This window comes from Hungatella sp. SB206, from assembly GCF_051132295.1.
In the GTDB taxonomy this organism is placed as follows: Bacteria; Bacillota; Clostridia; order Lachnospirales; family Lachnospiraceae; genus Hungatella; species Hungatella effluvii.
This window is the reverse complement of the sequence record NZ_CP096603.1, coordinates 4954136-4974861: the sequence shown is the minus strand read 5'-3', so window position 1 is coordinate 4974861 and position 20726 is coordinate 4954136. Positions and strand designations below refer to the sequence as shown.

Sequence of the window (20726 nt, the reverse complement as noted above, 5' to 3'; positions counted from 1 at the left end):
AAGGAGGGGTATTTAAAATGCTGAAATACACAATGAAAAAATTTATGCTCATGATTCCTATGCTGCTGTTGATCAGCGCGCTTGTTTTTTTTGCGCTGGATTTAACTCCGCTAGACCCGGTCAGTTATATTATCTCGCCGGATGCGGCGGCTAATGCAGCTAATGTAGAGGCACTGAGAGACAAGTATGGCTTAAATGATCCGACGATTGTCCGGTATGTCCATTGGATTGGTGATATTCTCCATGGTGATTTTGGATACAGTATCGTGAGCGGAACTGCAATTTCCAAAATAATTGCGACCCGTCTGCCTGCAACACTGGAGCTCTCTGTATTTGCTCTGATCTTATCTACCATGATTGGCATTACAATCGGTATTTGTTCCGCCATTTGGCAGAATAGTTGGGTTGATTATCTGGGACGATTTCTGGCTGTAGTGGGACAGTCAATTCCGCAGTTCTTTTTTGGCATCTGTATGATACAGATATTTGCCATAAAAATGGGCTGGTTTCCTACCAGAGGACGAATGTCTCCTGGAGCAGAAGGCTTCTGGTCCAGGCTGCCACATCTGGTACTGCCTGTTCTCACACTTACGATTTCCATGTGTGCGGTTTTGATGAGGTATGCAAGAAATTCCATGTTGGATGTGCTGAACAGAGATTATATCAAGACGGCCAGGAGTAAGGGGATTCCGGAGTGGAAAGTATATTTAAAACATGGTTTCCGCAACGCATTGAAACCGGTATTAGTGGTGTTGTGTTTCCGCCTTCCCATGCTGATCGGTGGGTCCGTAGTAATTGAAAATGTGTTTTCTTGGCCGGGCATCGGTTCTATAATTACAAGCTCTGTAAACTCCGGTGATTATCCGGTAATTATGGTTACAACACTTATGGTTGCCGTGGCTATTTTATGTGCCAGCTTTCTGGTGGATGTATTAAATGCATTTCTGGACCCTAGAGTGCGGTTGGAAAAGTAGAGGCCGGAGGAGGTAGAAAGAATGAAAAGAAAACATAAAATTTCAGAAAGAACTTTGTTGAATATCAAAAAATTTATGAGAAACAGGCTGGCGATGGCGGGATTGGTGGTCAGCGTGCTCTATATTCTCCTGGCTATAGGAGCACCGCTGCTGACAAAAACAGGGCCGGCTGATATTAATATGGGCCAGATGACTGTTGCTCCCGGAATGAAACATATTCTGGGAACGGACAAACTGGGGCGTGAACTCTGGTCACGGGTGCTTTACGGGGGAAGGATGTCAATTTTAATAGGCGTGTGCGGTGCTTTAAGTGGTTCACTGATCGGAATGATTCTTGGAAGCATCGCGGGATATATAGGCGGAAAAGTTGACGGAATTCTGGTTCGTCTTTCGGAAATATTCCAGACATTTCCCAGCATGATACTGATACTGATTATGGTCTCCATGATAGGTCCGGGTGTGGGAAACCTGATACTGATTTTTTCTGTTACCGGTTGGATGACGACATTTCGTATGATACGCAACGAATTTTTTACATTGAGAGAGGAAACGTATGTTCAAGTCTGCGAGGCATTCGGTATGTCGAAAGCAGGAATTATGTTTGGTCAGATTCTTCCTAATGCCATCTCTCCAATTATTGTAGCAACAACTGTCAATGTGGCGGGATTTATTTTGCAGGAAGCCGGCTTAAGCTATCTGGGTCTGGGGGTCCCTTCGTCTGTTTGTACATGGGGAAATATCTTAAATGCAGCGAAATCCCTGGATATAATATCAAATTACTGGTGGCTCTGGGTGATTCCTGGAGTTGTAATCTCAGTATTTGTTCTGGCGGTAAATTTTCTCGGTGATGGTCTGAGGGATGTGCTTGACCCGAAACAGCAGTAAGGAGGGGAACGATGAATCATGATATTATTTTAGATGTTAAAAATTTGAATACCGGTTTCCTTTCAAACGGAAAGGTTGTACCGATTGTAAAAGACGTTTCCCTGCAATTGGAAAGGGGAAAATGTCTGGCGATTGTGGGGGAGTCCGGATGTGGAAAGAGTGTTACCGTTCATTCGATTGTTAAACTGCTTCCGAAAAATGCGAAAGTATCATCAGATGGAGTCATTTACCGCTCGGGAGTACAGAATGGTGGGAAAGAGTACCGCCTTGACCAATTGGAAGCTTATGGTATGGAAATGAGAAAAATCCGTGGAAGAGATATCGGTATGGTTTTTCAGGATCCGATGTCTTCTTTAAATCCGGTATACCGTGTGGGAGATCAGGTAGCAGAAGGGTTGATGGAGCATACCAAAATGAACAAAAAAGAAGCAATGGTCCGCGTCGTGGATATGTTCAAAAAACTGGGTATACCGGATTCGGAGCGTCGCGTAAGGGAGTATCCTCATCAGTTCAGCGGTGGAATGAAGCAGAGAGTCGTGATTGCCATTGCTATGATAGAAAATCCGGAAATTATAATAGCTGATGAGCCGACAACTGCACTGGATGTGACGATTCAGGCTCAGATTATGGAACTAATGAAGGGGCTTCAGATTCATGATAATAAATCAATTATCATGATTACCCACAACATGGGACTGGTTGCGGAAATGGCAGATGATGTAGCAGTTATGTATATGGGGCGTGTTGTAGAATCAGGTGCGGCGGAACGCATTTTTAATGCTCCGTCCCATCCGTATACGAAGGCTTTGCTCCGGTCTGTCCCGGTCCTTGGAATGGAAGACGGAAAAGAACTGGAGACAATTCCCGGAACGACACCGAATCCCGCAGATGCAGGAATCGGCTGTGAATTTGCAGACAGGTGCAGTGAATGTATGGCACAGTGCCGGACAGGGAAAATTCCGAACTTTTTAGTGGAAGATGGTCACCGGGTGCGCTGTTTGAAATATGCAGACTGTAAGGAGGTGGAATAGATGAATGGGGAAAAGGAAGTTTTGTTCCAGGTGAAAAATTTAAAAACTTATTTTCCGGTAAAAGAGGGACTCTTAAAGAAAGTGACAGGGAATGTCAAAGCGGTTGACGGAGTATCCTTTGAAGTCTATCGGGGGGAAACTCTGGGAGTAGTAGGAGAATCCGGTTGTGGAAAGTCTACTATGGGAAAAACAGTTATGCGTCTGCTGAATCCCACTGATGGTGAAATTCTCTACCGTATGGGTGGGGAAATGAAGGATGTGGCGAAGTTTAATAAAAAAGAGCTGTTTGATTTTCGAAAAGAAGTCCAGATGGTTTTTCAGGATCCGTATTCTGCACTGAATCCTTCAAAAAAGATCGGCGAGGCATTTGAGGAACCTCTAAAAATCCACGGAATCAAGGATCAGAAAAAACGGCAGGAGATCATGGATCGTGTGATTCAAATGGTGAATTTAAGAAAAGAATATTTACTGCGCTATCCGCATGAATTTTCGGGAGGTCAGCGTCAGCGTTTGTGCATTGCCAGAGCACTGGAAGTGAATCCTTCTGTGTTGATTTGTGATGAACCGGTTTCCGCTCTGGACGTATCAATCCAGGCTCAGGTACTGAATCTCATGAAAAAGATCCAGCATGAGTTAAAGCTTACCTATATTTTTATCGCCCATGATTTGTCGGTTGTACAGTATATGAGTGATAGGATTGCCGTCATGTATCTGGGGGAAATTGTAGAACTGGCGGATTCAAAATCATTATACCGCGAACCACTGCATCCTTATACTAAAGCGCTGCTTTCCGCAATTCCGGTTCCGGTTATTAATTCCGGAAAAAAGCGAATTGTAATTGAAGGTGATGTCCCAAGTCCGATTAATAAACCGCAGGGGTGTCCGTTTCATACAAGATGTCCTCAGTGTATGCAACAATGTAAAACAGAAAAACCGGTATTGTTGGACAGAAAGGGAGAGGGGCATTTCGCAGCTTGTCATCTCTATAGTCGAGAGGAAATATTATGAAAAATTCACTGAAATCTGCGGCAGAAAAAAAGCTGCTGATCGCAGCCCATCGTGGAGTATGGGGCGGAAATATTGCGCCTAATACAATCGAAGCTTTCGAGGCCGCCCTGGCACAGGGAGCGGATATTCTGGAAATGGATGTTTTACGGACTGTGGATAATCATCTGGTAGTCTTTCACACTGGCATGGAAAAATATCATCTGGGGCGTGATATCTGTTTAAACAATCTGACAGAAAAGGAAATTCTGTCAATCCCATATGTCAATATAGACGGTGTGGAAACGGAACAGCGGATTCAGAGTTTTGACAGCGTGCTGAAACGTTTTAAAGGACGATGTTTTTTGAATATTGACAGGGGATGGGAAGATCTGGAGCTTGTGACGAAAGCTGTGGAACGATATGGAATGCAGGACCAGATTCTGTTAAAGAGTCCGGCCAAAGTGCAGTATTTCCAGAACGTAGAACGGTTTGCACCAGATTATATGTATATGCCCATAATAACGGAGGAGGACCAATGCTCTGAGATTTTGGAGACCATGCGGATTAACTATGTTGGAGCGGAACTTGTATTTAAGGAAGAAACTTCGGCTGTGGCCGCTGATACATATATCTGTGCCATGCATGAGAAGGGACGGCTATTATGGGGGAATGGAATTGTATTTAACTATAGAACGAAACTGAGCGCTGGCCATAGCGATGATATCTCGATTTTGGGACATCCGAAGGACGGCTGGGGATTTTTGCGAACAAAGGGGTTTGATATCATTCAAACAGACTGGCCGTGTCTCCTGAAACAGTATCTTTTATAAATGACAGTAAAGTAAGAGAGGAAAAGTGTAATGTCAAAATATAATGTAAACAAATTTAAGCAGATTACTGTAGCATTAAATACTCCGTTTGACCAGAAGGGAAATGTTGATTTGGAAGCAGCCAGAAAGGTCGTGGACTATTTCTGCAATAAGGGAATTAAACAGATGTATGTCTGTGGAAGCACAGGAGAAGGTTTTCTTCTGGATACAGAGGAGCGAATGGCTGTCACAGAGGCAGTGGTCAGTCAGGCGGCCGGAAGAATGAATATTATCGTTCATGTTGGGTGTCCCGATACCAGACATTCGGCTTTGCTGGCCGAACATGCCTGTAAAACAGGAGCTGACGCAATTTCAGCGGTTCCGTGCGTATATTATCGCATGGGGGAGGAGAGTGTATATGCACACTGGACTGCAATTACCGAAGCCGCCGATTTGCCGTTTTTTATCTATAATATTCCTCAGCTCACAGGATTTCAGCTTTCCATGGGGCTGTTTAACCGAATGCTTAAAAACGAACGGGTGGCTGGCTTGAAATGTTCGTCCGATCCGGTTAAGGATATTATGAAGTTTAAAACTGCCGGAGGAAAAGATTTCCTGATATTTAACGGTTCCGACAGCCAGTTTATAGCCGGGCGATTGATGGGGGCAGAAGGAGGAATCGGAGGGACCTATGGCGCTATGCCGGAATTATATTTAAAGATGGATGAGCTGATTAAAAGAGAAGAATGGAAAAAGGCGCATCAGGTTCAGGAACAGGTGAATCAGTTTGTGAGCAGGCTTTCTTCGTTCCCTTCCATGTATGGGGCGGTGAAGAGTATAATTTCATTAGACGGATGTAAGATTGGAAACCCAAGACTTCCTTTTTTACCGGTATCATTAGATGATCCGGAACTGATTTTACTGTATCACGATATCAGAAATGCAATTGAGGAGACAAAGATACTGTAAAGTCCTTAAAGATTAAGTATGGGGTGATTATTTGACTGAAGTGGTCATAGAACAGATCATTTATTTAGTGAAACTTGTGTCCGCCGCTATTTGCGGCGGATTGATCGGTTATGAGAGGCAGAGCAGAAAAAAAACAGCTGGTACAAGAACTCATATTATCATTGCAGTTGCTGCCGCGGAGATGATGATTATATCCAAATATGGCTTTCAGGATGTAGTGGGTGAATATATCAAACTCGATCCATCACGTATAGCAGCAGGGATTGTAACAGCAATCGGTTTTATTGGATCGGGAATTATTATTTTTAAAAATAATAATGTAAATGGAATTACTACATCGGCTGGGATCTGGGCTACTGTTGGTGTTGGAATGGCTATGGGAGCAGGTATGTATGTCCTGGGAATTGTATCAACGGCCATCGTGATGACCGTTGAATTATTTCTTGGAAGAAAAGGATTTTTATCTAAAAAAGGTGGAGAAGAGAAAGAATTAAAAATAGAATTTCGTGAAAATCCGGAAAAAGAAGTTTTTCAATTTATAGAACAAATTATATTAGAGGAGGGCTGCAGGATAGAAAGCGTTCAATTGATAGAAGAAAGCATCTTGTATGTCATGAGTGCTCAAATAGCGATTCCATATAAGGGAAATGTGGTATCTCTGGTGGGAAGGCTAAAGGGAGTGGGCCCAATGGTACAAATTACGATTCAGTGAATCGTCAAAAAAACGTTAACTTTCTGATATTTTGGAAGGTTAACGTTTTTTTAATGATAGAATTCCATGGGAGTGTCCCATTGAGATACCGGAGTTTTTGAAAAAAGTGAGGGAGGATTATGAAGAGAGATCCGGAGCAATGAAGAAATAAGGCGGGCAGTGATCCGGAAGGACTTATTTGAGAAGAGAGGAATTAATGGGGCGTGAATCCATGAAAATGGATTCACGCCCCATCATATGACAGCAGATATGGAAGGATCAATCATTCATTATTCGGTCACAACCGGATAACCTGCTCCGAGCCAGCCGGCTCCGCCTTCTTTTCCCATGCCTCCGCTTAAGGAATAGGCCTCATAGCCGAGCAGTCGGAGAATAGCCATGGTCTGGGAAGAGGTCTGTCCGCTGTAGCAGTATACGACGACTGGTTTATCAGTCGGAATTTCGGAAAAATGTTCCTGCATTCCCTTGCCGAACGGAATGTTCATGGCGCCTGCGATGTGGCCCTGCTTATAGTCGTCCTCACGGCGGATGGAGAGAATCGTATAATCTTCGCTTTCCGCGTCAACCAGTTCTTTTAAGGCTTCCGCCTTGAAATTAAAGGAAGCGATGGTGTTGCTGGTCGCCTCTTTGTAGTAATCGGCGATAGCGGCGGCGATGGCCGGATCTACTTCATAGGTGTCATCAGGAATGACGGCTTCCTCGGTGTCGATATAGGCTTCGTAGCCTTCTTCCTGGGAAATGCCGTTGTTCCAGCCGCTCTGAATGTTCGTAGCAAATTTTCCGGCTGCGTTTAAGAGGGCTACCGTCTGAGAGGAGGTCTGACCGGTATAGCAGTTTACATATACTGGCGTGTCATCCGGGATTTTATCCAGTGATTCCGCTACAGCAGCACCGTAAGGGATGTTCCACGCTCCTTTTAAATGTCCCGCAGCGTAGTCATCAGGCTTTCTGATATCGATGATAACCATGTCTTCACCGGCGTCGATTTTTGCAAAGAGATCGGCTACAGACGCCATATGCTTATCTTCCGGGAAGTTTTTAAAATAGTCAGTAGCGGCCGCAGTGACGGTATCCTCTGTTTTTGCGGCTGCTTCTGTTTCTGCACCGGAGGTCTCCGCGGGCGCTTCCGTGGTTTCTTCCATAGCTGCGGCCGTCGTCTGAGGGGCAGCAGAAGGTGCTTCCTTTACGGTCTTGGTTGCACAGGCGGTCAGACTGGCTGCCAGGGTGAGCCCAAGTAATACAGGTACAATTTTCTTCATAATAATTCTCCTTTTGGTGTTAGGATGCGTTTTTCTTTAACGGAGCAGATTGACCGGCCGGCATCTCAACCGGATTATCAGAGTTGGAAGACCATTCTAAATAGGCGCCGTCATAGATCCGGATGTTCCGGTATCCAGCCTCGTACAGCTGAACAAAGACCGGAGCCGCCCGCATGGACGTCTGGCAGTAGAGAATGATTTCATCCTCCGGATAAATTTTTTCCTCCAGGTAGTTAATTCTGGTAATCTGCGTTGTCTTAAATGTTCCATCCGAGAAGAAATTGGTCTCATAGGGAATGATCAGGGATGTCGGAACCTTGCCGACCTCTGCGTATTCCTCAAAAGAACGAACGTCTAACAAAATGGTGTGCGGATCCGGGTTCTCAGCCTGTGCGCGGACCTCGTCCATCGTTGCGAGCCAGTTGGCTGACGGCTCCTTCGCAGTAAAAACAGCCTCGGCCGGAGCTTCGATATCAGTGCTCAGCTGGATCCCGGCTGTCTGGATGGCGTCAAAGCCTCCATCCACAACCTTAACTTTCTGGTGGCCAAACATGAACAGACTCCAGAGAAGGCGGGAGGCGCCCATTTTATTGGCATCGTACGCCAGGACTAATGTGTCATTGGAGATTCCGTTGCTGCCCATTACCTTTTCAATCTTTTTCTGGCTGGTCAGCATATTCTTTACCGGAACATTGATAACAATGTCGGCGGTGGGAATATTGACTGCACCTGCTACGTGTCCCGCGGCATATTCCTCCGGGGTACGGGTATCCACAACGACCACGTTGGACTGTTCGGCGTAGCCGGGCAGGTCCTTCGTGGAGACGATCAGGGACTCCCCTTCGACAAAAGTATGGGAGCTGCAGCCTGTAAGAGCCGCTGCCAGAATCGCCAAAAACGAAAAGATTGTTATTTTTTTGGCAAATAAGCCCATAAAACCCTCCTTTATAAAGCGAGTAATGGTAGTGTGTAGTAAACGCTGTTGTTTTGCGTGAAAATAAGGGCCTCAACCTTATTTCCATGTAATTCCAAGTTTTATTATACTGTAACAGGGTTGATTTCTGGTATAAGAATCCGTTATATTATATCTGTTAATCGGATAATGCTAAAACTTTAACGAAAATCGTGATAAAATAATAACGAAAAAATGCGAAGAAATCATAAGGAGGCAGGGAATGGACCGATGGAAGAAATGGGCGGTGTTTTGTGCCGCAGCCGCGTACCTGGCAGTCTACATATTTGTATCATACCGGAATCTTCTCGTATTTCCATTTGTTCATTCGGATGAGAGCTGGCTGGCCGGTTTGAGCCGCGATATGCTGGCGGCTGGAAATTTAGGAGTGACAGAAAGCTTTTTTGATGCGAAGCCCCGGGTGCCCCACGCGATGAAAAGCCTGTTTCATCTCATGCAGATGGGAGCGGTCGGGCTGGGTGGTTTTTCTGTTGGAAGTGTGAGAATGCTTTCTCTTCTGGCGGGGATTATCTGCCTCGTTCTGTTTTATCTCTGCGTGCGCCGTATGGGAAGCCGGTGGTTTGCTCTGGGGCTTACTGTTCTGCTGAGCCTGGATATTCAGTTTATTTATGCCTCCCATTTTGCGCGGCAGGAGATTTTTATTGCGCTGGAGCTGCTGGTGTGTCTGTGGATTCTGCTTGAAAAAAAAGGGCGGCCGGGGACAGGGACCGCGCTGATCCTGGGAGTGGTCACAGGACTTTTTGTCGGGATTCATCCAAACAGCTTTTTGTGCGCGGCGGTCTGCGGCGCCATTATGGTGTTTGAAATCGTGAGGCAGGCGGCGGGAAAGGATAAAAAGGGGGCAGTGAAGACATTGGGCAGTCTGGCCGCCTATACAGCAGCGGTGCTCGCGGTGACTGCCGTCTATGTTGGTATCAGTTTTCAGTTCAATCCTCATTTTCTGCCGGACTACTTTTTGTATGGGAAAGAGGAGTTTGAGCTGTCGTCCTCCGGATGGGCGAGAGTCGGGGAGCTATTTTCATTTTTCAGCGGCGTATACGGGCGGGATAACGGAACCTATTATCTTCCCGATGTGCGTCTGGAGATGATTGCCATGGCTCTGGCGGCAGGATTATCGGCCGCCGCGTGTCTGGTCATGAGAGGGGAGCCCATATCTGAGAGTGAAGCGTTGGGAGGGGAGCGCGTTCCTGACAGCGAAGAGGATCGGTGGATTCAAAATACCAGGGGGATTCTCGAGGGGGCCGCAGGGCTTGCGGCGGGTATGGTGGTGATTGGCCGGTATAATCAGACGGCTGTCCTGTTTTTCTTCCTGTTTGGCTGGCTCCTCGCAGGCCAGGTCCTGCAGCTCTTCGAGAAGGCCGGCCGTACGATCGGAATTCTGATACTTGCGGCCGGTCTTGCCGTGGGGAGTATCTGGCAGATACAGAACCAGCGGCCCGGGGAGGCGGAGAATTACGCTTCGTATCTCGATCAGCTGGCGGAACTGGTGCCTGCGGATGCCCCCACAATCGGAAACCTGAATATGGAGTTTTATTTTGACAGAGGGATGCTGAAGGATTACAGAAATCTTCCTTACGTGGAAGGCGGGGTGGAAACGTATATCAGGGAAAATCAGATCGAGTATATCTGCTATTCTGATGAGCTGGATTATCTCTATGAGCACAGGCCTTACTTCCATGCGATTTATGGAAATGCAGCGTTTGTGAGGGAGCTTAAGGCGTTTTGTGAGACGGCGTGCAGGGAGGTCGGGCGGATTCACAGCCTGGAGTATGCCTCGCGGGTGAATTCCCTGAGAGGTGCGGAGGAATGGGGAACGGTGAGAGTGTATCGGGTGAAACAGGAAAAACAGGAGGACACTTAAGTCCTCCCACGGTCTCAGCCCTCGCAGGCTTTTAAAACACTCCTTGATACATTCAGGTATTTTCCTCCAGCATTTTTTCCAGCGTTTCTGCCTCCGGCATCGCTTCTTTGGAAAAAACGGCGGATATGCCTTTTTTCTGTCTGGACATGACGGCGATATGGGAGCCGAGCGTGCGGGCTTCGCGGATATCGTGAGTTACCAGAAGGATGGTACAGTCGGTTTGGGCGGCCATGGCGGTGACGACGGGATATAAGGCCTTTTTGGTGGCGATGTCCAGGCTGGAAAAGGGCTCATCCATAAGGAGGACTTTGGGCTTTAAGGACAGTGCGCGGGCCAGCGCGGCGCGCTGCTTCATGCCTCCGGAGAGCTGGTGGGGATAGGCATTTTCAAAGCCGGACAGGCCTGCCATGGATAAATAGCTTCGGGCACACTCTTTTCTCTCGGCCAACGTGCGGAAGAGTCCGGCTTTCTTCATGGCATAGGTCAGGTTGCCGAGAACCGTGTACCAGGGAAAAAGCTGTTCGAAGCTTTGAAATACCATCATGATGTCTTTCGACGGAGCGGTGATTTCCGTTCCGTCTAGCAGGAGAGAACCGCTGTCCGGGCGGTCAAAACCTCCGATGAGCCTTAACAGCGTGCTTTTTCCGCAGCCGCTGGGACCGACGATGACAAAGAAATCATGATCGCATACCGTCAGGTTTAAATGGTCAATGACCGTATGAGTCTGGCTGCTTCCGGTGTAGGAGCGGCTGATGTTATGAATTTCCAGCATGGTTTCATTCCTTTCTAAACAGATTTCATCCCCCATTTGGTGAGCGTGCATTTCTCAATGACCGAGAACAGGCCGTCTTCAACCAGCATTCCAATGAAAATGACAAGAATAATTCCGGCGAACAGTCCCGCCGTGTTCATGAAGGTGCGCTGAGTCAGAATGTACCAGCCGATGCCGCCTTTGGCGCCTACTGCTCCAAAGACCATTTCGGCGCTGATGAAGGCCCTCCAGCCCCTGGCCCATCCGATGCGCAGGCCGGAGATTAGATAGCCCAGGGATGCGCGCAGGCGGATCTCTGCGGTGATAGCGGCGGAACTCATGGAAAGGCTGCGCCCCATATCCTCATAAATGCCGGGAACCGCGTTAAAACCGGCCAGGAGATTGACCAGAACCGGCCAGAGCGCAGAGTGAACCACAATGGCCGTTACCGCCCCGGTGCCGGTTCCGAACCACATGATAATTAACGGAAGAAGAGCCAGGCCCGGGAGCGGATGCGCCAGGGCGGTCAGGGTATCCACCAGACTGTATATCAGCCGGCTCTGTCTGGAAAACAGGGCCAGGACAACAGCCAGGACGGCAGAAATGATAAGGGAAAAGGCGATGATTCCCAGGGAGTACGCGGACTGCCAGATTAAGTCCCCCTGCGTGATGCCCTGAATCAGGGTGGCGCACACCTGTTCCGGGGAGGGAACCAGAAGCGGGGAAACGTTCGAGATCCGGCAGAATAGTTCCCACAGCAGAAGAAAGACCGAGATCCAGAACAGGCGCCCGGCCCATTTCTTTTTTGTTATAGTGTCTAAAAAACGTTCAGTCATAGTAAAAATTCCTCTTTTTTACACTCTAGTGGTGAACCACGTTATCAAAAAACAGACTGTCTGCCGGCAGCTCCTCTGAGAGAAAGCCCATCTCAGCCATCTGGCGGTTGAAGATCTCCACTCCGTTCAGTTCGCTGGAATAGATCGTGCCGTCCCGGCCCATCTGTCTGTAAAGTTCCTCCTGAGAAATTCCATAGAGAGGTGCGAGAAGCTGGGAGGCTTCCTCCATATTGCTGTTGATGTAATCGATTGCTTCCTGAAGGGCATCGATGACTGCGTCGTAATACTCCCGGCGGTTGTCGTGAAACTCCTCCATAGCAACGCCGGTGATAAATGTAAACGGCTGCCCGACAATCTCCTCCCCCGTGGCCATCACGTGCATACCGCCATCGGACTCCTGGGTGATATAGGGCGGTGTGGAAACGTGTGCCGTGATCTCGGTCGCGGAGAGAAGGGCGTTTACGGAATCGGGATGGCTCATGGAGACCAGCTGGTTGTCCAGGGCATGGGGATCTCCCAGCTGCTGGCCGGCCAGCATGCATAAAAGTACGTGCTGGGTACAGGCTGGGGACAGGATCGAGATCCGGTCTTTGGGCGTCAGCTCGGTCAAGGAGTGAATGTCGTTCCGTGTGACGATGGCGACCTCATTGGAACTGATTCCGGTGGCATAACGCCATTTCATGCCGTTGTCAATGCCGATTAGGACCGGAGATACCCCCATAAATCCGAAATCGATCTCTCCGTTCATCATTCCTTCGCGGATGCCGGTCGGGCCGCCGAACTGCTTCCAGTTGATTTCCACACCGGGAAGCCTCTTTTCAAGAAGCTTCTGCTCCTTCATGATCTGAAGCGGGGCATAGGCAATGCCGTACTGCTCGGCGATCCCCACAGACGGCGCCTTTTTCCCGCCGCATCCGGGCAGAATGAGGACCGCCGCTGCAGAGAGAATGAGCAGAGCGGATCGTATGAATGAGGGGCGGTGCCTTTTGCCGGTGTTTAAATCAGCTCTTATGTCAGCGATTATGTCAGCGATTATGTTAGAGTTCATGTCTGTGTACATGTCTGTATACATGTCTGTGTTCATGTCAGTCTCCTTTATGCAGTCCATAAAAATTCGTGATCATCTCTTCCCCCCGTGTGGAACGGACGGACAAACGATGATAAAAATCGTGGATATTGGCGGAAATATTTGCGTCATCTCCCCAGAGGACGGCGTGGCCGAAGCGGGCGGTGGCATTCTCCATGGCGGGGATGGTCTGGCCGGGGAGATAGTTGTAGCCGGCATCCAGCACGTAGGGCAGAGCCAGAAGTTCTTCTAAAGGTGTGATGCTTAAAATGTCGCCTGGCCGGCAGAATAAGAGCTGGACCGCGACACATCGTCCCTCCGCGGCCGCTTCCAGGCAGTCCATAGAGGGGGGCTCGGCCGGCATTCCGAGAGCGCTCCGTATCACGGCACCCAATATGTCAAAGCCTGTTAAGAACGGGATAAAGACATCCTCGAAAGCGCCTCCGATCCGGCTGGCCAGTTCGTTGACCTGAATTCCGTCTTTTCCGACCAGCACCTGAAGATAGAAGGGGCCATTGGCGATGCCGAATGCGGCTGCGGTTCTGCGGCTGATTGACTCAATTTCCGCGTACCGGTCCATGTGAACCGTGGGAAAACGATGCCCGACGCAGACTCCGATATGGACCGGATCCGGATAGAGAAGGCGGTCCGTGACGGTCAGGATATGGAGTCTGCCCTCATGGAGCCATCCGCTGACCGTAATTTCCGTGCTCTCGCAGAATTCTTCCACCAGTGCCTCCTGTTCCCGGGAATAGGAGAGTGTGTCCTCCAGATGGGAGAAGACCTCCTCCGGCGTATTGAGGCGGTAGATTCCGCGCTGCCCCTGGGAATCCAGAGGCTTTATGACATAGGGAGACTGAAGTCCGTCCAGAGAGCCTGCTTCCATGCCCTGATGGATAAAACGAAAACGGGCGGCAGGAATACCGGCCTCTTTCAGGATTGGTTTCATATGCTTTTTGTTGGTTACGGACAGCGCTTCCCCGACCGACAGAAGCGAAGGCAGATTTAGGGCGCTGCTGACAGAAGCGGCCGTGTACACCGGCTGGTCCGTTCCCATGGTCATTACCGCGTCTGCGTGGTGCTCTCTGGCCGCACGGATGCAGCCTTCTATATCGAAGGTGCTCACCGGTTCATGGAGTCCCGCATACCGTGCTCCGCTGGGCGATCTGGTGTAATCGGCCAGAATCGTGTCCATCCCCAGCGTCTTTGCCCGCTGGAACGCATGAACCTGGCAGTTGGAGCCGCCGAGGATCATGAGCCGTGGGGCGCGGATTCGCCGGGATATGCGGTAGAGCGGTTTTGCGCCGCGGCTGCAATTCCGTTTTACGGCGGGGAAGCATGTATAATTTAGAAACAGCTTTGTGTACAGCCGCAGCAGTGAGAGCGCGCTGTAGCCGCTGATGTTTTTTTTCGCAGATTTCTTTTGAAAAAGAGCATGATTCCAATCCTCTTCACCGTTAGATTCTCTCCTGTAAGGAATGGATACGGCCCTCACCGGTCTTGTGCTCCCTTTAAAAACAGAGGCGGACAGATAAAAGAATCCGTTGGGTTTCAGGCGGCAGGCTTCCTTCACTAAATCGGCTGTCATGATCCTAAGGCTGCTGACGCGAACCCCTTCCGGCACGCCCAGAAACAGGGAGAACAGCCCGTCGCGCATGAGGCTTCCTGCTCTTCGGTAAAGAGAACGGCGGGAGACGGCGGGGACTCCGTATACGATGTCATATCCCTGCTGGATGGTGTCGTAAAGGGCCGCCAGCATTTCCGGAGGCTGTTCTAAGTCGTCGTCAATGGTGGCGTAATACCGGCACGGATCTAAGTGCTCCAGGCCGCAGAGTGTGGCGGCCTGCTGTCCGTAATTGCGGTCCAGAACCAGAATCGCGGTCTCCGGAGAACGGCATATCCCGGCCAGGAAAGCCGCGGTTTCCGGCCTGCCGCTGTCATCTACGATGCAGATGCGCAGAGTGAGTTTTTCAGAAAATAATTCCCGTATACGGTCCGTTAAAATCCCGATGGATTCCCGGGGCCGGTATACGGGGATGATGATGCCGAGATCGTAAATCATGGTAAAACTCCTTATCCGTTACACGAACCGCAGGATTGCTTCCGTTGTCCGTGCGATATCTTCATCTGTCAGGGCCGTGTGGACCGGAAGGCGGAGAAGCGTCTGATAACAGGACAGCGATTCGGGTAAATCTTCTTTGTGGTATCCCAGTTTTTCCCCCATGGGGGAGGCGTGGAGAGGGACGTAGTGCGTTTTGCAGTCGATTCCATGGGCCGCCAGGGCGGGGATGAGAGAATTCAGCAGGGCGGGGTCCTGAAAACGGAGATAGAAAATATGGCCGTTGGGCCGGGCATAGGCGGGAATCTGCATACGCATGGCGATTCCCCTCTCCTCCAAGGGAGCCAGCTGCTTCCAATACTGTTCTGTCACGTGGAGGCGGCTTCGGGTAATCTGGGAAAGACACTGAAGCTGCGCCAACAAAAGGGCTGCCTGCGGTTCGCTTAAGGCGGTGCAGGAGCCGGGAAGATTCCAGGTATAGCGGGCAGCTTCCCCGTCTAAATATCCCGCCCGGTTCGTTCCGTGAAGGCGGTACTGGCGCGCATACTGCCAATGGCCACGGTTTTTGGTGATCATCAGGCCGCCTTCTCCGCAGACGGCATTTTTGGTGTGATGGAAGCTGACGCAGCCCATATCGCCGACGGTCCCAAGGGGCTGATCCTCATAATAGGCGTCCACACATTGGGCGGCGTCCTCGATCAGGACGATACCCGCCTCTTCGGCCAGTCTTTTTAAGCCGCCGAGAGGAGCGGAGACACCTGCGTAATGCATGGCGATCACGGCCCTGGTGCGGCTGGTTAAGCGATTGGACGCGTCCCGGACCGAGATGTTCTGGGTGTCGGGCGTGATATCGCACAGAACGGGCCGGCCGCCGTGGCGCAGCACGGCATTGGCGGCAGACGGGAAGTTAAAGGAAGGAAGCAGGACCTCATCACCCGGAAGCAGGCGCAAGCAGGCCAGAGCGGTCTCCAGGGCCAGCGTGCAGCTCGGGGTAAAGAGAAAACGGCAGCCTGGATAGAGGCTGTCCGCGCAGTCAAGCAGCCGTTTCATGAATAAGCCATCCGTCTCCAGGCCGGAAGCCAGGACTTCTTCTAAATAGGCGGATTCAAGAGGCGCATGAAAGCGGCTGTAAAATGAAATATCCATAATAATCCCTTTCCTCTACCGCGGCCGCCTGAATTATGATACACTATAGCCATCAAAGAAATGGAGGCGCTGCGTGATGCATGAAATCGATTGTCTGGGAGATATGTGTCCGATTCCCATCATGAAACTGAAACAATGCAGGGAGATTAAGGAACACGGCGGCCAGATCAAGCTGGTCACAGACCACAGCTGTGTGGTGGAATCCATAGGCAGCTACTGCCGGAAAATGCACTTGAAAATGGAGACAGTAGAGCCGATGAACGGAATCTGGGAGCTGTATATTACAGTCTAGCAGATGCTTTTCGTAACAATGGAGATAAAATACAGGATTATTTTTTCCAGAGCAGGATTGTTTTTGACCAGATGTGGATTGTATATGGAATACACATCGTAATTCAAATCGAAATCCATAACGGAGATGATCTTTATCTGCTTCTGGTATACTTCCTTCTTTACGGTTATGTAGGGAAGAAACGCGGCTCCATGTCCGGCAAGAACTGTGCTCTTTACAGATTCTGTGGAGTCGAGATGGTACATCACCCGCAGGGTGTCCAGGGGATGCCCTGCCTGCTTTAGGTACTGATGAAGCAGACGGTAGGAGCTGAACTGCTCGTTCAGCATGACCAGGGTGAATTTTTTAAGCTCAGACAGTGTAATGCTGTCCGGGCACCGGTAGTCTTCGCTCGCCACCAGACAGATCTTATCGCTGAAGGCCAGGTTGCAGACGAATTCAGGATTATCTGTGGCGCCCACGATAAATCCCATGTCCGCCTGCCCGTGCCCCACGCGGTGAATGACCTCGGTGGAGGGGACGGAATTTAAACTGAAGGAGTAGCTGGGATATTTGTGATTCACCTTGAACAGGGAGCAGGGAAGCGCGTAGTTGCAGGCCACGGGAGTGGCCGCGATACGAAACGTCCCGTTGTAGGATTCAAGGCTGGCGAGTTCCTCCTTTAAATTGGAGTAGGTCTCTAAAAATTGTTCCGAGTATTTCTGCATGACCTCTCCGGATCTGGTAAGTATGATCCCGCGGTTGGAACGTTCGAAAAGTTTTACGCCCAGTTCCTCCTCCAGCCGCTGCATCTGCTGGCTTAAGGCCGGCTGAGAGATGTGGATCGCCTGGGCTGCCTTGGATATACTCTGTTCTTTTGCAATTCTGGAAAACATGGAAATCTGTTCTAAAAGCATTTGATCCCCCCCCTCATTATTTCATTTCTATTTACCCCGGTATTATTTCTATCATTCATTATACAAGAACGTTAAAAAAAACACAATATCGCCATAAGGATTGTTTATAGCAAAAAATTATACAGTATAAGCAACTTGGATAGTGAAAAAAATGACAATGTGCTATACTGTAGAAGTGTAGTAACGCGTTCAAATCCTCAAAAAACAAGAAAAAAGGAGGTGCAATGAATGCAGGAAAACGGAACAGAAACGACAGGAAGTATCCGCAGAAGCCAGACCTCAGGAGGCTCGTCAAGACCACGGAAGAAGAAAAAGAATCAGCTTCCCATTGGATTTGGAGTCTTTTTGGCTATCATAGTGATCGGAATACTCTTAGGATTTAAAAACGGCACGCTGGCTCTTTTCTGGGCGTTTGGGTGCTGCTTCGGTTTTATTTTGCAGAAGTCCCGCTTTTGCTTTACCGCATCCTTAAGAGACCCGTGTATTACCGGATCAACGTCGATTACCCGTGCGGTTCTGATTGCATTCGCCATAACCACCATCGGCTTCGCCGCAATTAAATACGGCGCATTTGTAAACGGACAGGAGATTCCGGGCCAGAGTTATATCATGCCCATCAGCCTTGCCACGGCAGTAGGCGGAATCATGTTTGGTATCGGTATGGTAATCGCAGGCGGCTGTGCTTCCGGCACGCTGATGCGGGTTGGCGAAGGCTTTGCAATGCAGATGCTGAGTCTGCTGTTCTTTGTAATCGGATCCCTTATCGGCGCCAGCCATATGGGATGGTGGACAGAGAACTTTATCGCAACCGCTCCAAGAATTTTCCTTCCGGATGTGTTTGGATGGGCGGGAGCAGTGATTTTACAGTTAGCAACGATCGGCCTGCTCTATATAGCGGCTGATTTATATGAAAAGAAAAAAATGGGAATTGAAGAGTAGAAAGGAGATATTATCATGGCAGAATTTACAATTGATTGTTTAGGCGAGGCTTGCCCGGTACCGTTAATGAAGGTTCAGAAGCAGTGTGAGAAGATGGCGGTAGGTGACGTACTGATTGCGTCGATTGACCACAGCTGTGCGATGAAAAATGTTCCGGAATGGGCCAGAAATCAGGGATATAACGTAGAGATCGAGGAAGTGGACGACGGAGAATGGGAAATCGTCATTGAAAAAACAAAATAGAAAGGCGTGGGTGACACTTTGAAGGCTTTTTGGGATAAAGTGAGTAAAAATCCATATTATAAAAAGATTTTCAAAAATCCATTTACATATGTCACAGGAGCGGTGCTGCTGGCCGTCTTCCAGATCGCCATGTTTGCGTCTACCGGTTCCCCCTGGGGAGTGTCCGGCATCTTTGCCAACTGGGGCGCATGGCTGTACCGTCTCGTGGGCGGTAATGTGGATAAGTGGTATTACTTTTCTTCAGAAGGCGCACAGAACACCTTAAACAGCGGAATCCTGAATCATCCAGGATCCTGGCAGAACTTCGGTATCATCGCAGGAGCGCTGCTGGCTGCTCTGCTGGCCTCTCAGTTTAAATTCAAAAAGATTAAATCCTTAAAGCAGGTAGTGGCCGCCACGTTGGGCGGACTGCTGATGGGATACGGCGCAAGGCTTGCCGGCGGCTGCAACATCGGAGCTCTTTTTTCAGCGATCGGCTCCATGTCGTTATCCGGATGGGTATTTGCATTCTTTTTGTTTATCGGGGCTTTCATTGGGAGCAAGCTGTTGGCCAGGTTCTTCATGTAGCGTCGCAATATCGGAAATGAATCTTTGACCGCTGCAACTCTTTGACAGAATTGCGGCGGTTTTTGCGTCACGGGAAACTGTTTATGAAGCAGATGAGAATCATAAAACATATTTCCTATAGAACAGATGACAATCAGTACAGAAAGGCAGGAATCATTTTGGAAAAGAAAATAGAGCAATACGATGTGGTAATTATTGGCGGCGGCGCAGCAGGTCTGACGGCCGCCATCTACTGCGGCCGTGCGAGGCTGAAAACCCTGGTGATCGAGAAGGCGCTGGTAGGCGGACTGGCTACCTATACGAACGAGATTGAAAATTACCCGGGATTTCCGGAAGGCAGTACAGGTCTGGGCCTGATGGAGCTGTTCCACAAACAGGCCAAGAAATTCGGCGTAAAGTTCAAACTGACCGATGTGCGCGCGGTGCAGCTTAAGGGAGACAAAAAAGTAGTGGAGACCTTCCGGACAGATTATGAGTGCCGTTCCGTCATCATTGCCAGCGGCGGCAAGCCCAGACTCACCGGGGCGCCGGGGGAGGACAAATTCTTATACGACAAGGGTATTTCTTTCTGCGCCACCTGTGATGCGGCGGCGAACACGGGAAAGACCGTCATGGTCATCGGCTCCGGAGACGCGGCCATCGAGGAGGGAATGTTCCTCACAAAGTTTGCGAGCAGAGTCATTGTCAGCGTCATGCACGAGGAAGGGAAGATGGACTGCAACGAGATTGCCAGGGAAGAAGCCCTGGCCAATCCGAAGATGGAGTTTATCTGGAACACGCTTCCGGCAGAATTCAGAGGAGATGAGGAACATCTCCGCAGTGTGGCATTGCGGAATTTAAAGAACAACGAGATCATCGATGTGCCGGTGGATACGTGTTTCTTATTTATCGGTTACCTGCCAAATACCGAGATATTCAAGGATATCATCGATTTAAGCCGCGCAGGCTACGTGATCACCAATGAAAAGATGGAGACAAACATGCCGGGCGTCTTTGCAGCAGGGGACGTAAGGGATAAATTCTTAAAGCAGGTAGCTACCGCGGTCGGAGACGGCGCGATCGCTGGCTATGCGGCGGAGAAATACCTGGCTGAGAGCGAAGTATTCGAAAAACAGATTATGGACCCGACTGTGCCGGGTGTGGTGTACATCTGGAATGCCGTGGAGACGGCCAGCCGTGAGCTGCTTCCTGTCATCGAAGCCTTTGAAGAAAAGCATGCGGGCAGCGTGAAGGTGACGAAGGCGGATATCTATAAGTCTACAGGCATCGCCAGCCGTCTGGGCATCAGCGGAGCACCGGCAGTGGCATTTATAAAAGACGGAAAGCTTGCGGGAGTGTTGACAGAAGGGATTACAGAAGATGCGCTTGAGGAGGGGATTAAGTAAGCGTAACTGATCAGAATGTTATAGCCTGGCAGAGGCAAAGGCAGATAAAAAACTGCTTTTGCCTCTGTCCATTTTTTTACATCAGG

Annotated in this window: 21 protein-coding genes; 13 read left to right on the top strand and 8 right to left on the bottom strand. The window is 49.5% G+C overall.

What is annotated here, in order from left to right; translation table 11 throughout:
- The first annotated feature begins 17 nt into the window (after nt 1-17).
- Genes M1L66_RS22130 through M1L66_RS22100 form a run of 7 tightly spaced genes read left to right on the top strand, consistent with a single transcriptional unit; the run spans nt 18 to nt 6367 of the window.
- On the top strand, nt 18-974 hold the full coding sequence (locus M1L66_RS22130; protein WP_434688247.1) for an ABC transporter permease: 957 nt from the start codon (nt 18-20) through the stop codon (nt 972-974).
- Nucleotides 975-995: 21 nt separating this feature from the next.
- Nucleotides 996-1859, top strand: coding sequence for an ABC transporter permease (locus M1L66_RS22125; RefSeq protein ID WP_434688245.1), 864 nt, complete (start codon nt 996-998; stop codon nt 1857-1859).
- An 11-nt stretch (nt 1860-1870) separates the two neighbouring features.
- A complete protein-coding gene (locus tag M1L66_RS22120) occupies nt 1871-2890 on the top strand; it encodes an ABC transporter ATP-binding protein (protein ID WP_434688243.1) in 1020 nt (339 codons plus the stop codon).
- Nucleotides 2891-3898 carry an ABC transporter ATP-binding protein gene (locus M1L66_RS22115; RefSeq protein ID WP_434688241.1) on the top strand — a complete coding sequence of 336 codons (1008 nt, stop codon included), beginning with the start codon at nt 2891-2893 and terminating at the stop codon, nt 3896-3898.
- Nucleotides 3895-4707 carry a glycerophosphodiester phosphodiesterase family protein gene (locus tag M1L66_RS22110; RefSeq protein ID WP_434688239.1) on the top strand — a complete coding sequence of 271 codons (813 nt, stop codon included), beginning with the start codon at nt 3895-3897 and terminating at the stop codon, nt 4705-4707. The genes M1L66_RS22115 and M1L66_RS22110 overlap by 4 nt, the downstream gene beginning before the upstream one ends.
- Before the next feature lie 30 nt (nt 4708-4737).
- Nucleotides 4738-5655 carry a dihydrodipicolinate synthase family protein gene (locus tag M1L66_RS22105; RefSeq protein WP_434688237.1) on the top strand — a complete coding sequence of 306 codons (918 nt, stop codon included), beginning with the start codon at nt 4738-4740 and terminating at the stop codon, nt 5653-5655.
- A 40-nt stretch (nt 5656-5695) separates the two neighbouring features.
- Nucleotides 5696-6367: an MgtC/SapB family protein gene (locus tag M1L66_RS22100; protein ID WP_434694299.1), complete on the top strand. Its 672-nt coding sequence runs from the start codon at nt 5696-5698 to the stop codon at nt 6365-6367.
- A 269-nt stretch (nt 6368-6636) separates the two neighbouring features.
- Here M1L66_RS22100 and M1L66_RS22095 read toward each other — a convergent pair whose 3' ends face one another.
- Both M1L66_RS22095 and M1L66_RS22090 read right to left on the bottom strand, forming a co-directional pair.
- Entirely contained in the window at nt 6637-7626 is a 990-nt protein-coding gene (locus tag M1L66_RS22095) for a rhodanese-like domain-containing protein (RefSeq protein ID WP_320934710.1), read from the bottom strand.
- Between the two features lie 19 nt (nt 7627-7645).
- The gene (locus M1L66_RS22090; protein WP_002603110.1) at nt 7646-8560 is read right to left on the bottom strand and encodes a sulfurtransferase; all 915 of its coding nucleotides are present in this window, start codon (nt 8558-8560) and stop codon (nt 7646-7648) included.
- Nucleotides 8561-8801: 241 nt separating this feature from the next.
- On the opposite strand from M1L66_RS22090, the gene M1L66_RS22085 reads away from it, so the two are divergent.
- Entirely contained in the window at nt 8802-10460 is a 1659-nt protein-coding gene (locus M1L66_RS22085; RefSeq protein WP_434688234.1) for an ArnT family glycosyltransferase, read from the top strand.
- 52 nt (nt 10461-10512) lie between these two features.
- Here M1L66_RS22085 and M1L66_RS22080 read toward each other — a convergent pair whose 3' ends face one another.
- From M1L66_RS22080 to M1L66_RS22060, 5 genes are read right to left on the bottom strand one after another with little or no spacing between them, the layout of a single operon-like run.
- Nucleotides 10513-11232, bottom strand: coding sequence for an ABC transporter ATP-binding protein (locus M1L66_RS22080; RefSeq protein WP_434688232.1), 720 nt, complete (start codon nt 11230-11232; stop codon nt 10513-10515).
- 14 nt (nt 11233-11246) lie between these two features.
- Complete coding sequence (locus M1L66_RS22075; RefSeq protein WP_187018695.1) at nt 11247-12047, bottom strand: ABC transporter permease; 801 nt, start codon at nt 12045-12047, stop codon at nt 11247-11249.
- A gap of 25 nt (nt 12048-12072) precedes the next feature.
- Nucleotides 12073-13131, bottom strand: a complete 1059-nt coding sequence (locus tag M1L66_RS22070) for an ABC transporter substrate-binding protein (RefSeq protein ID WP_434688230.1) — start codon at nt 13129-13131, stop codon at nt 12073-12075.
- A gap of 1 nt (nt 13132) precedes the next feature.
- Nucleotides 13133-15175, bottom strand: a complete 2043-nt coding sequence (locus tag M1L66_RS22065; RefSeq protein WP_434688228.1) for a glycosyltransferase — start codon at nt 15173-15175, stop codon at nt 13133-13135.
- Between the two features lie 18 nt (nt 15176-15193).
- Entirely contained in the window at nt 15194-16318 is a 1125-nt protein-coding gene (locus M1L66_RS22060) for an aminotransferase class I/II-fold pyridoxal phosphate-dependent enzyme (protein WP_434688226.1), read from the bottom strand.
- Nucleotides 16319-16394: 76 nt separating this feature from the next.
- On the opposite strand from M1L66_RS22060, the gene M1L66_RS22055 reads away from it, so the two are divergent.
- Nucleotides 16395-16610 carry a sulfurtransferase TusA family protein gene (locus M1L66_RS22055; RefSeq protein ID WP_002603117.1) on the top strand — a complete coding sequence of 72 codons (216 nt, stop codon included), beginning with the start codon at nt 16395-16397 and terminating at the stop codon, nt 16608-16610.
- Here M1L66_RS22055 and M1L66_RS22050 read toward each other — a convergent pair.
- Nucleotides 16607-17506 (bottom strand): LysR family transcriptional regulator, encoded by a 900-nt coding sequence (locus tag M1L66_RS22050; RefSeq protein WP_187018703.1) that lies wholly within the window; start codon nt 17504-17506, stop codon nt 16607-16609. The genes M1L66_RS22055 and M1L66_RS22050 overlap by 4 nt on opposite strands.
- Nucleotides 17507-17734: 228 nt before the next feature.
- On the opposite strand from M1L66_RS22050, the gene M1L66_RS22045 reads away from it, so the two are divergent.
- From M1L66_RS22045 to M1L66_RS22030, 4 genes are all read left to right on the top strand, one after another.
- A complete protein-coding gene (locus M1L66_RS22045) occupies nt 17735-18445 on the top strand; it encodes a YeeE/YedE thiosulfate transporter family protein (protein WP_029466629.1) in 711 nt (236 codons plus the stop codon).
- 15 nt (nt 18446-18460) lie between these two features.
- A complete protein-coding gene (locus M1L66_RS22040; RefSeq protein WP_002603120.1) occupies nt 18461-18688 on the top strand; it encodes a sulfurtransferase TusA family protein in 228 nt (75 codons plus the stop codon).
- 39 nt (nt 18689-18727) lie between these two features.
- Nucleotides 18728-19255 carry a YeeE/YedE thiosulfate transporter family protein gene (locus M1L66_RS22035; RefSeq protein ID WP_034533379.1) on the top strand — a complete coding sequence of 176 codons (528 nt, stop codon included), beginning with the start codon at nt 18728-18730 and terminating at the stop codon, nt 19253-19255.
- Between the two features lie 83 nt (nt 19256-19338).
- Nucleotides 19339-20640, top strand: coding sequence for an FAD-dependent oxidoreductase (locus M1L66_RS22030; RefSeq protein ID WP_434688222.1), 1302 nt, complete (start codon nt 19339-19341; stop codon nt 20638-20640).
- Nucleotides 20641-20726 lie beyond the last annotated feature (86 nt).

Bases quoted from the DNA above. Each gene is read 5' to 3' on its own strand.
- M1L66_RS22130 (WP_434688247.1), top strand. From the start codon at position 18: ATGCTGAAATACACAATGAAAAAATTTATGCTCATGATTCCTATGCTG.
- M1L66_RS22125 (WP_434688245.1), top strand. From the start codon at position 996: ATGAAAAGAAAACATAAAATTTCAGAAAGAACTTTGTTGAATATCAAA.
- M1L66_RS22120 (WP_434688243.1), top strand. From the start codon at position 1,871: ATGAATCATGATATTATTTTAGATGTTAAAAATTTGAATACCGGTTTC.
- M1L66_RS22115 (WP_434688241.1), top strand. From the start codon at position 2,891: ATGAATGGGGAAAAGGAAGTTTTGTTCCAGGTGAAAAATTTAAAAACT.
- M1L66_RS22110 (WP_434688239.1), top strand. From the start codon at position 3,895: ATGAAAAATTCACTGAAATCTGCGGCAGAAAAAAAGCTGCTGATCGCA.
- M1L66_RS22105 (WP_434688237.1), top strand. From the start codon at position 4,738: ATGTCAAAATATAATGTAAACAAATTTAAGCAGATTACTGTAGCATTA.
- M1L66_RS22095 (WP_320934710.1), bottom strand. From the start codon at position 7,626: ATGAAGAAAATTGTACCTGTATTACTTGGGCTCACCCTGGCAGCCAGT.
- M1L66_RS22090 (WP_002603110.1), bottom strand. From the start codon at position 8,560: ATGGGCTTATTTGCCAAAAAAATAACAATCTTTTCGTTTTTGGCGATT.
- M1L66_RS22085 (WP_434688234.1), top strand. From the start codon at position 8,802: ATGGACCGATGGAAGAAATGGGCGGTGTTTTGTGCCGCAGCCGCGTAC.
- M1L66_RS22080 (WP_434688232.1), bottom strand. From the start codon at position 11,232: ATGCTGGAAATTCATAACATCAGCCGCTCCTACACCGGAAGCAGCCAG.
- M1L66_RS22075 (WP_187018695.1), bottom strand. From the start codon at position 12,047: ATGACTGAACGTTTTTTAGACACTATAACAAAAAAGAAATGGGCCGGG.
- M1L66_RS22070 (WP_434688230.1), bottom strand. From the start codon at position 13,131: ATGAACACAGACATGTATACAGACATGTACACAGACATGAACTCTAAC.
- M1L66_RS22065 (WP_434688228.1), bottom strand. From the start codon at position 15,175: ATGATTTACGATCTCGGCATCATCATCCCCGTATACCGGCCCCGGGAA.
- M1L66_RS22060 (WP_434688226.1), bottom strand. From the start codon at position 16,318: ATGGATATTTCATTTTACAGCCGCTTTCATGCGCCTCTTGAATCCGCC.
- M1L66_RS22055 (WP_002603117.1), top strand. From the start codon at position 16,395: ATGCATGAAATCGATTGTCTGGGAGATATGTGTCCGATTCCCATCATG.
- M1L66_RS22050 (WP_187018703.1), bottom strand. From the start codon at position 17,506: ATGCTTTTAGAACAGATTTCCATGTTTTCCAGAATTGCAAAAGAACAG.
- M1L66_RS22045 (WP_029466629.1), top strand. From the start codon at position 17,735: ATGCAGGAAAACGGAACAGAAACGACAGGAAGTATCCGCAGAAGCCAG.
- M1L66_RS22040 (WP_002603120.1), top strand. From the start codon at position 18,461: ATGGCAGAATTTACAATTGATTGTTTAGGCGAGGCTTGCCCGGTACCG.
- M1L66_RS22030 (WP_434688222.1), top strand. From the start codon at position 19,339: ATGAAGCAGATGAGAATCATAAAACATATTTCCTATAGAACAGATGAC.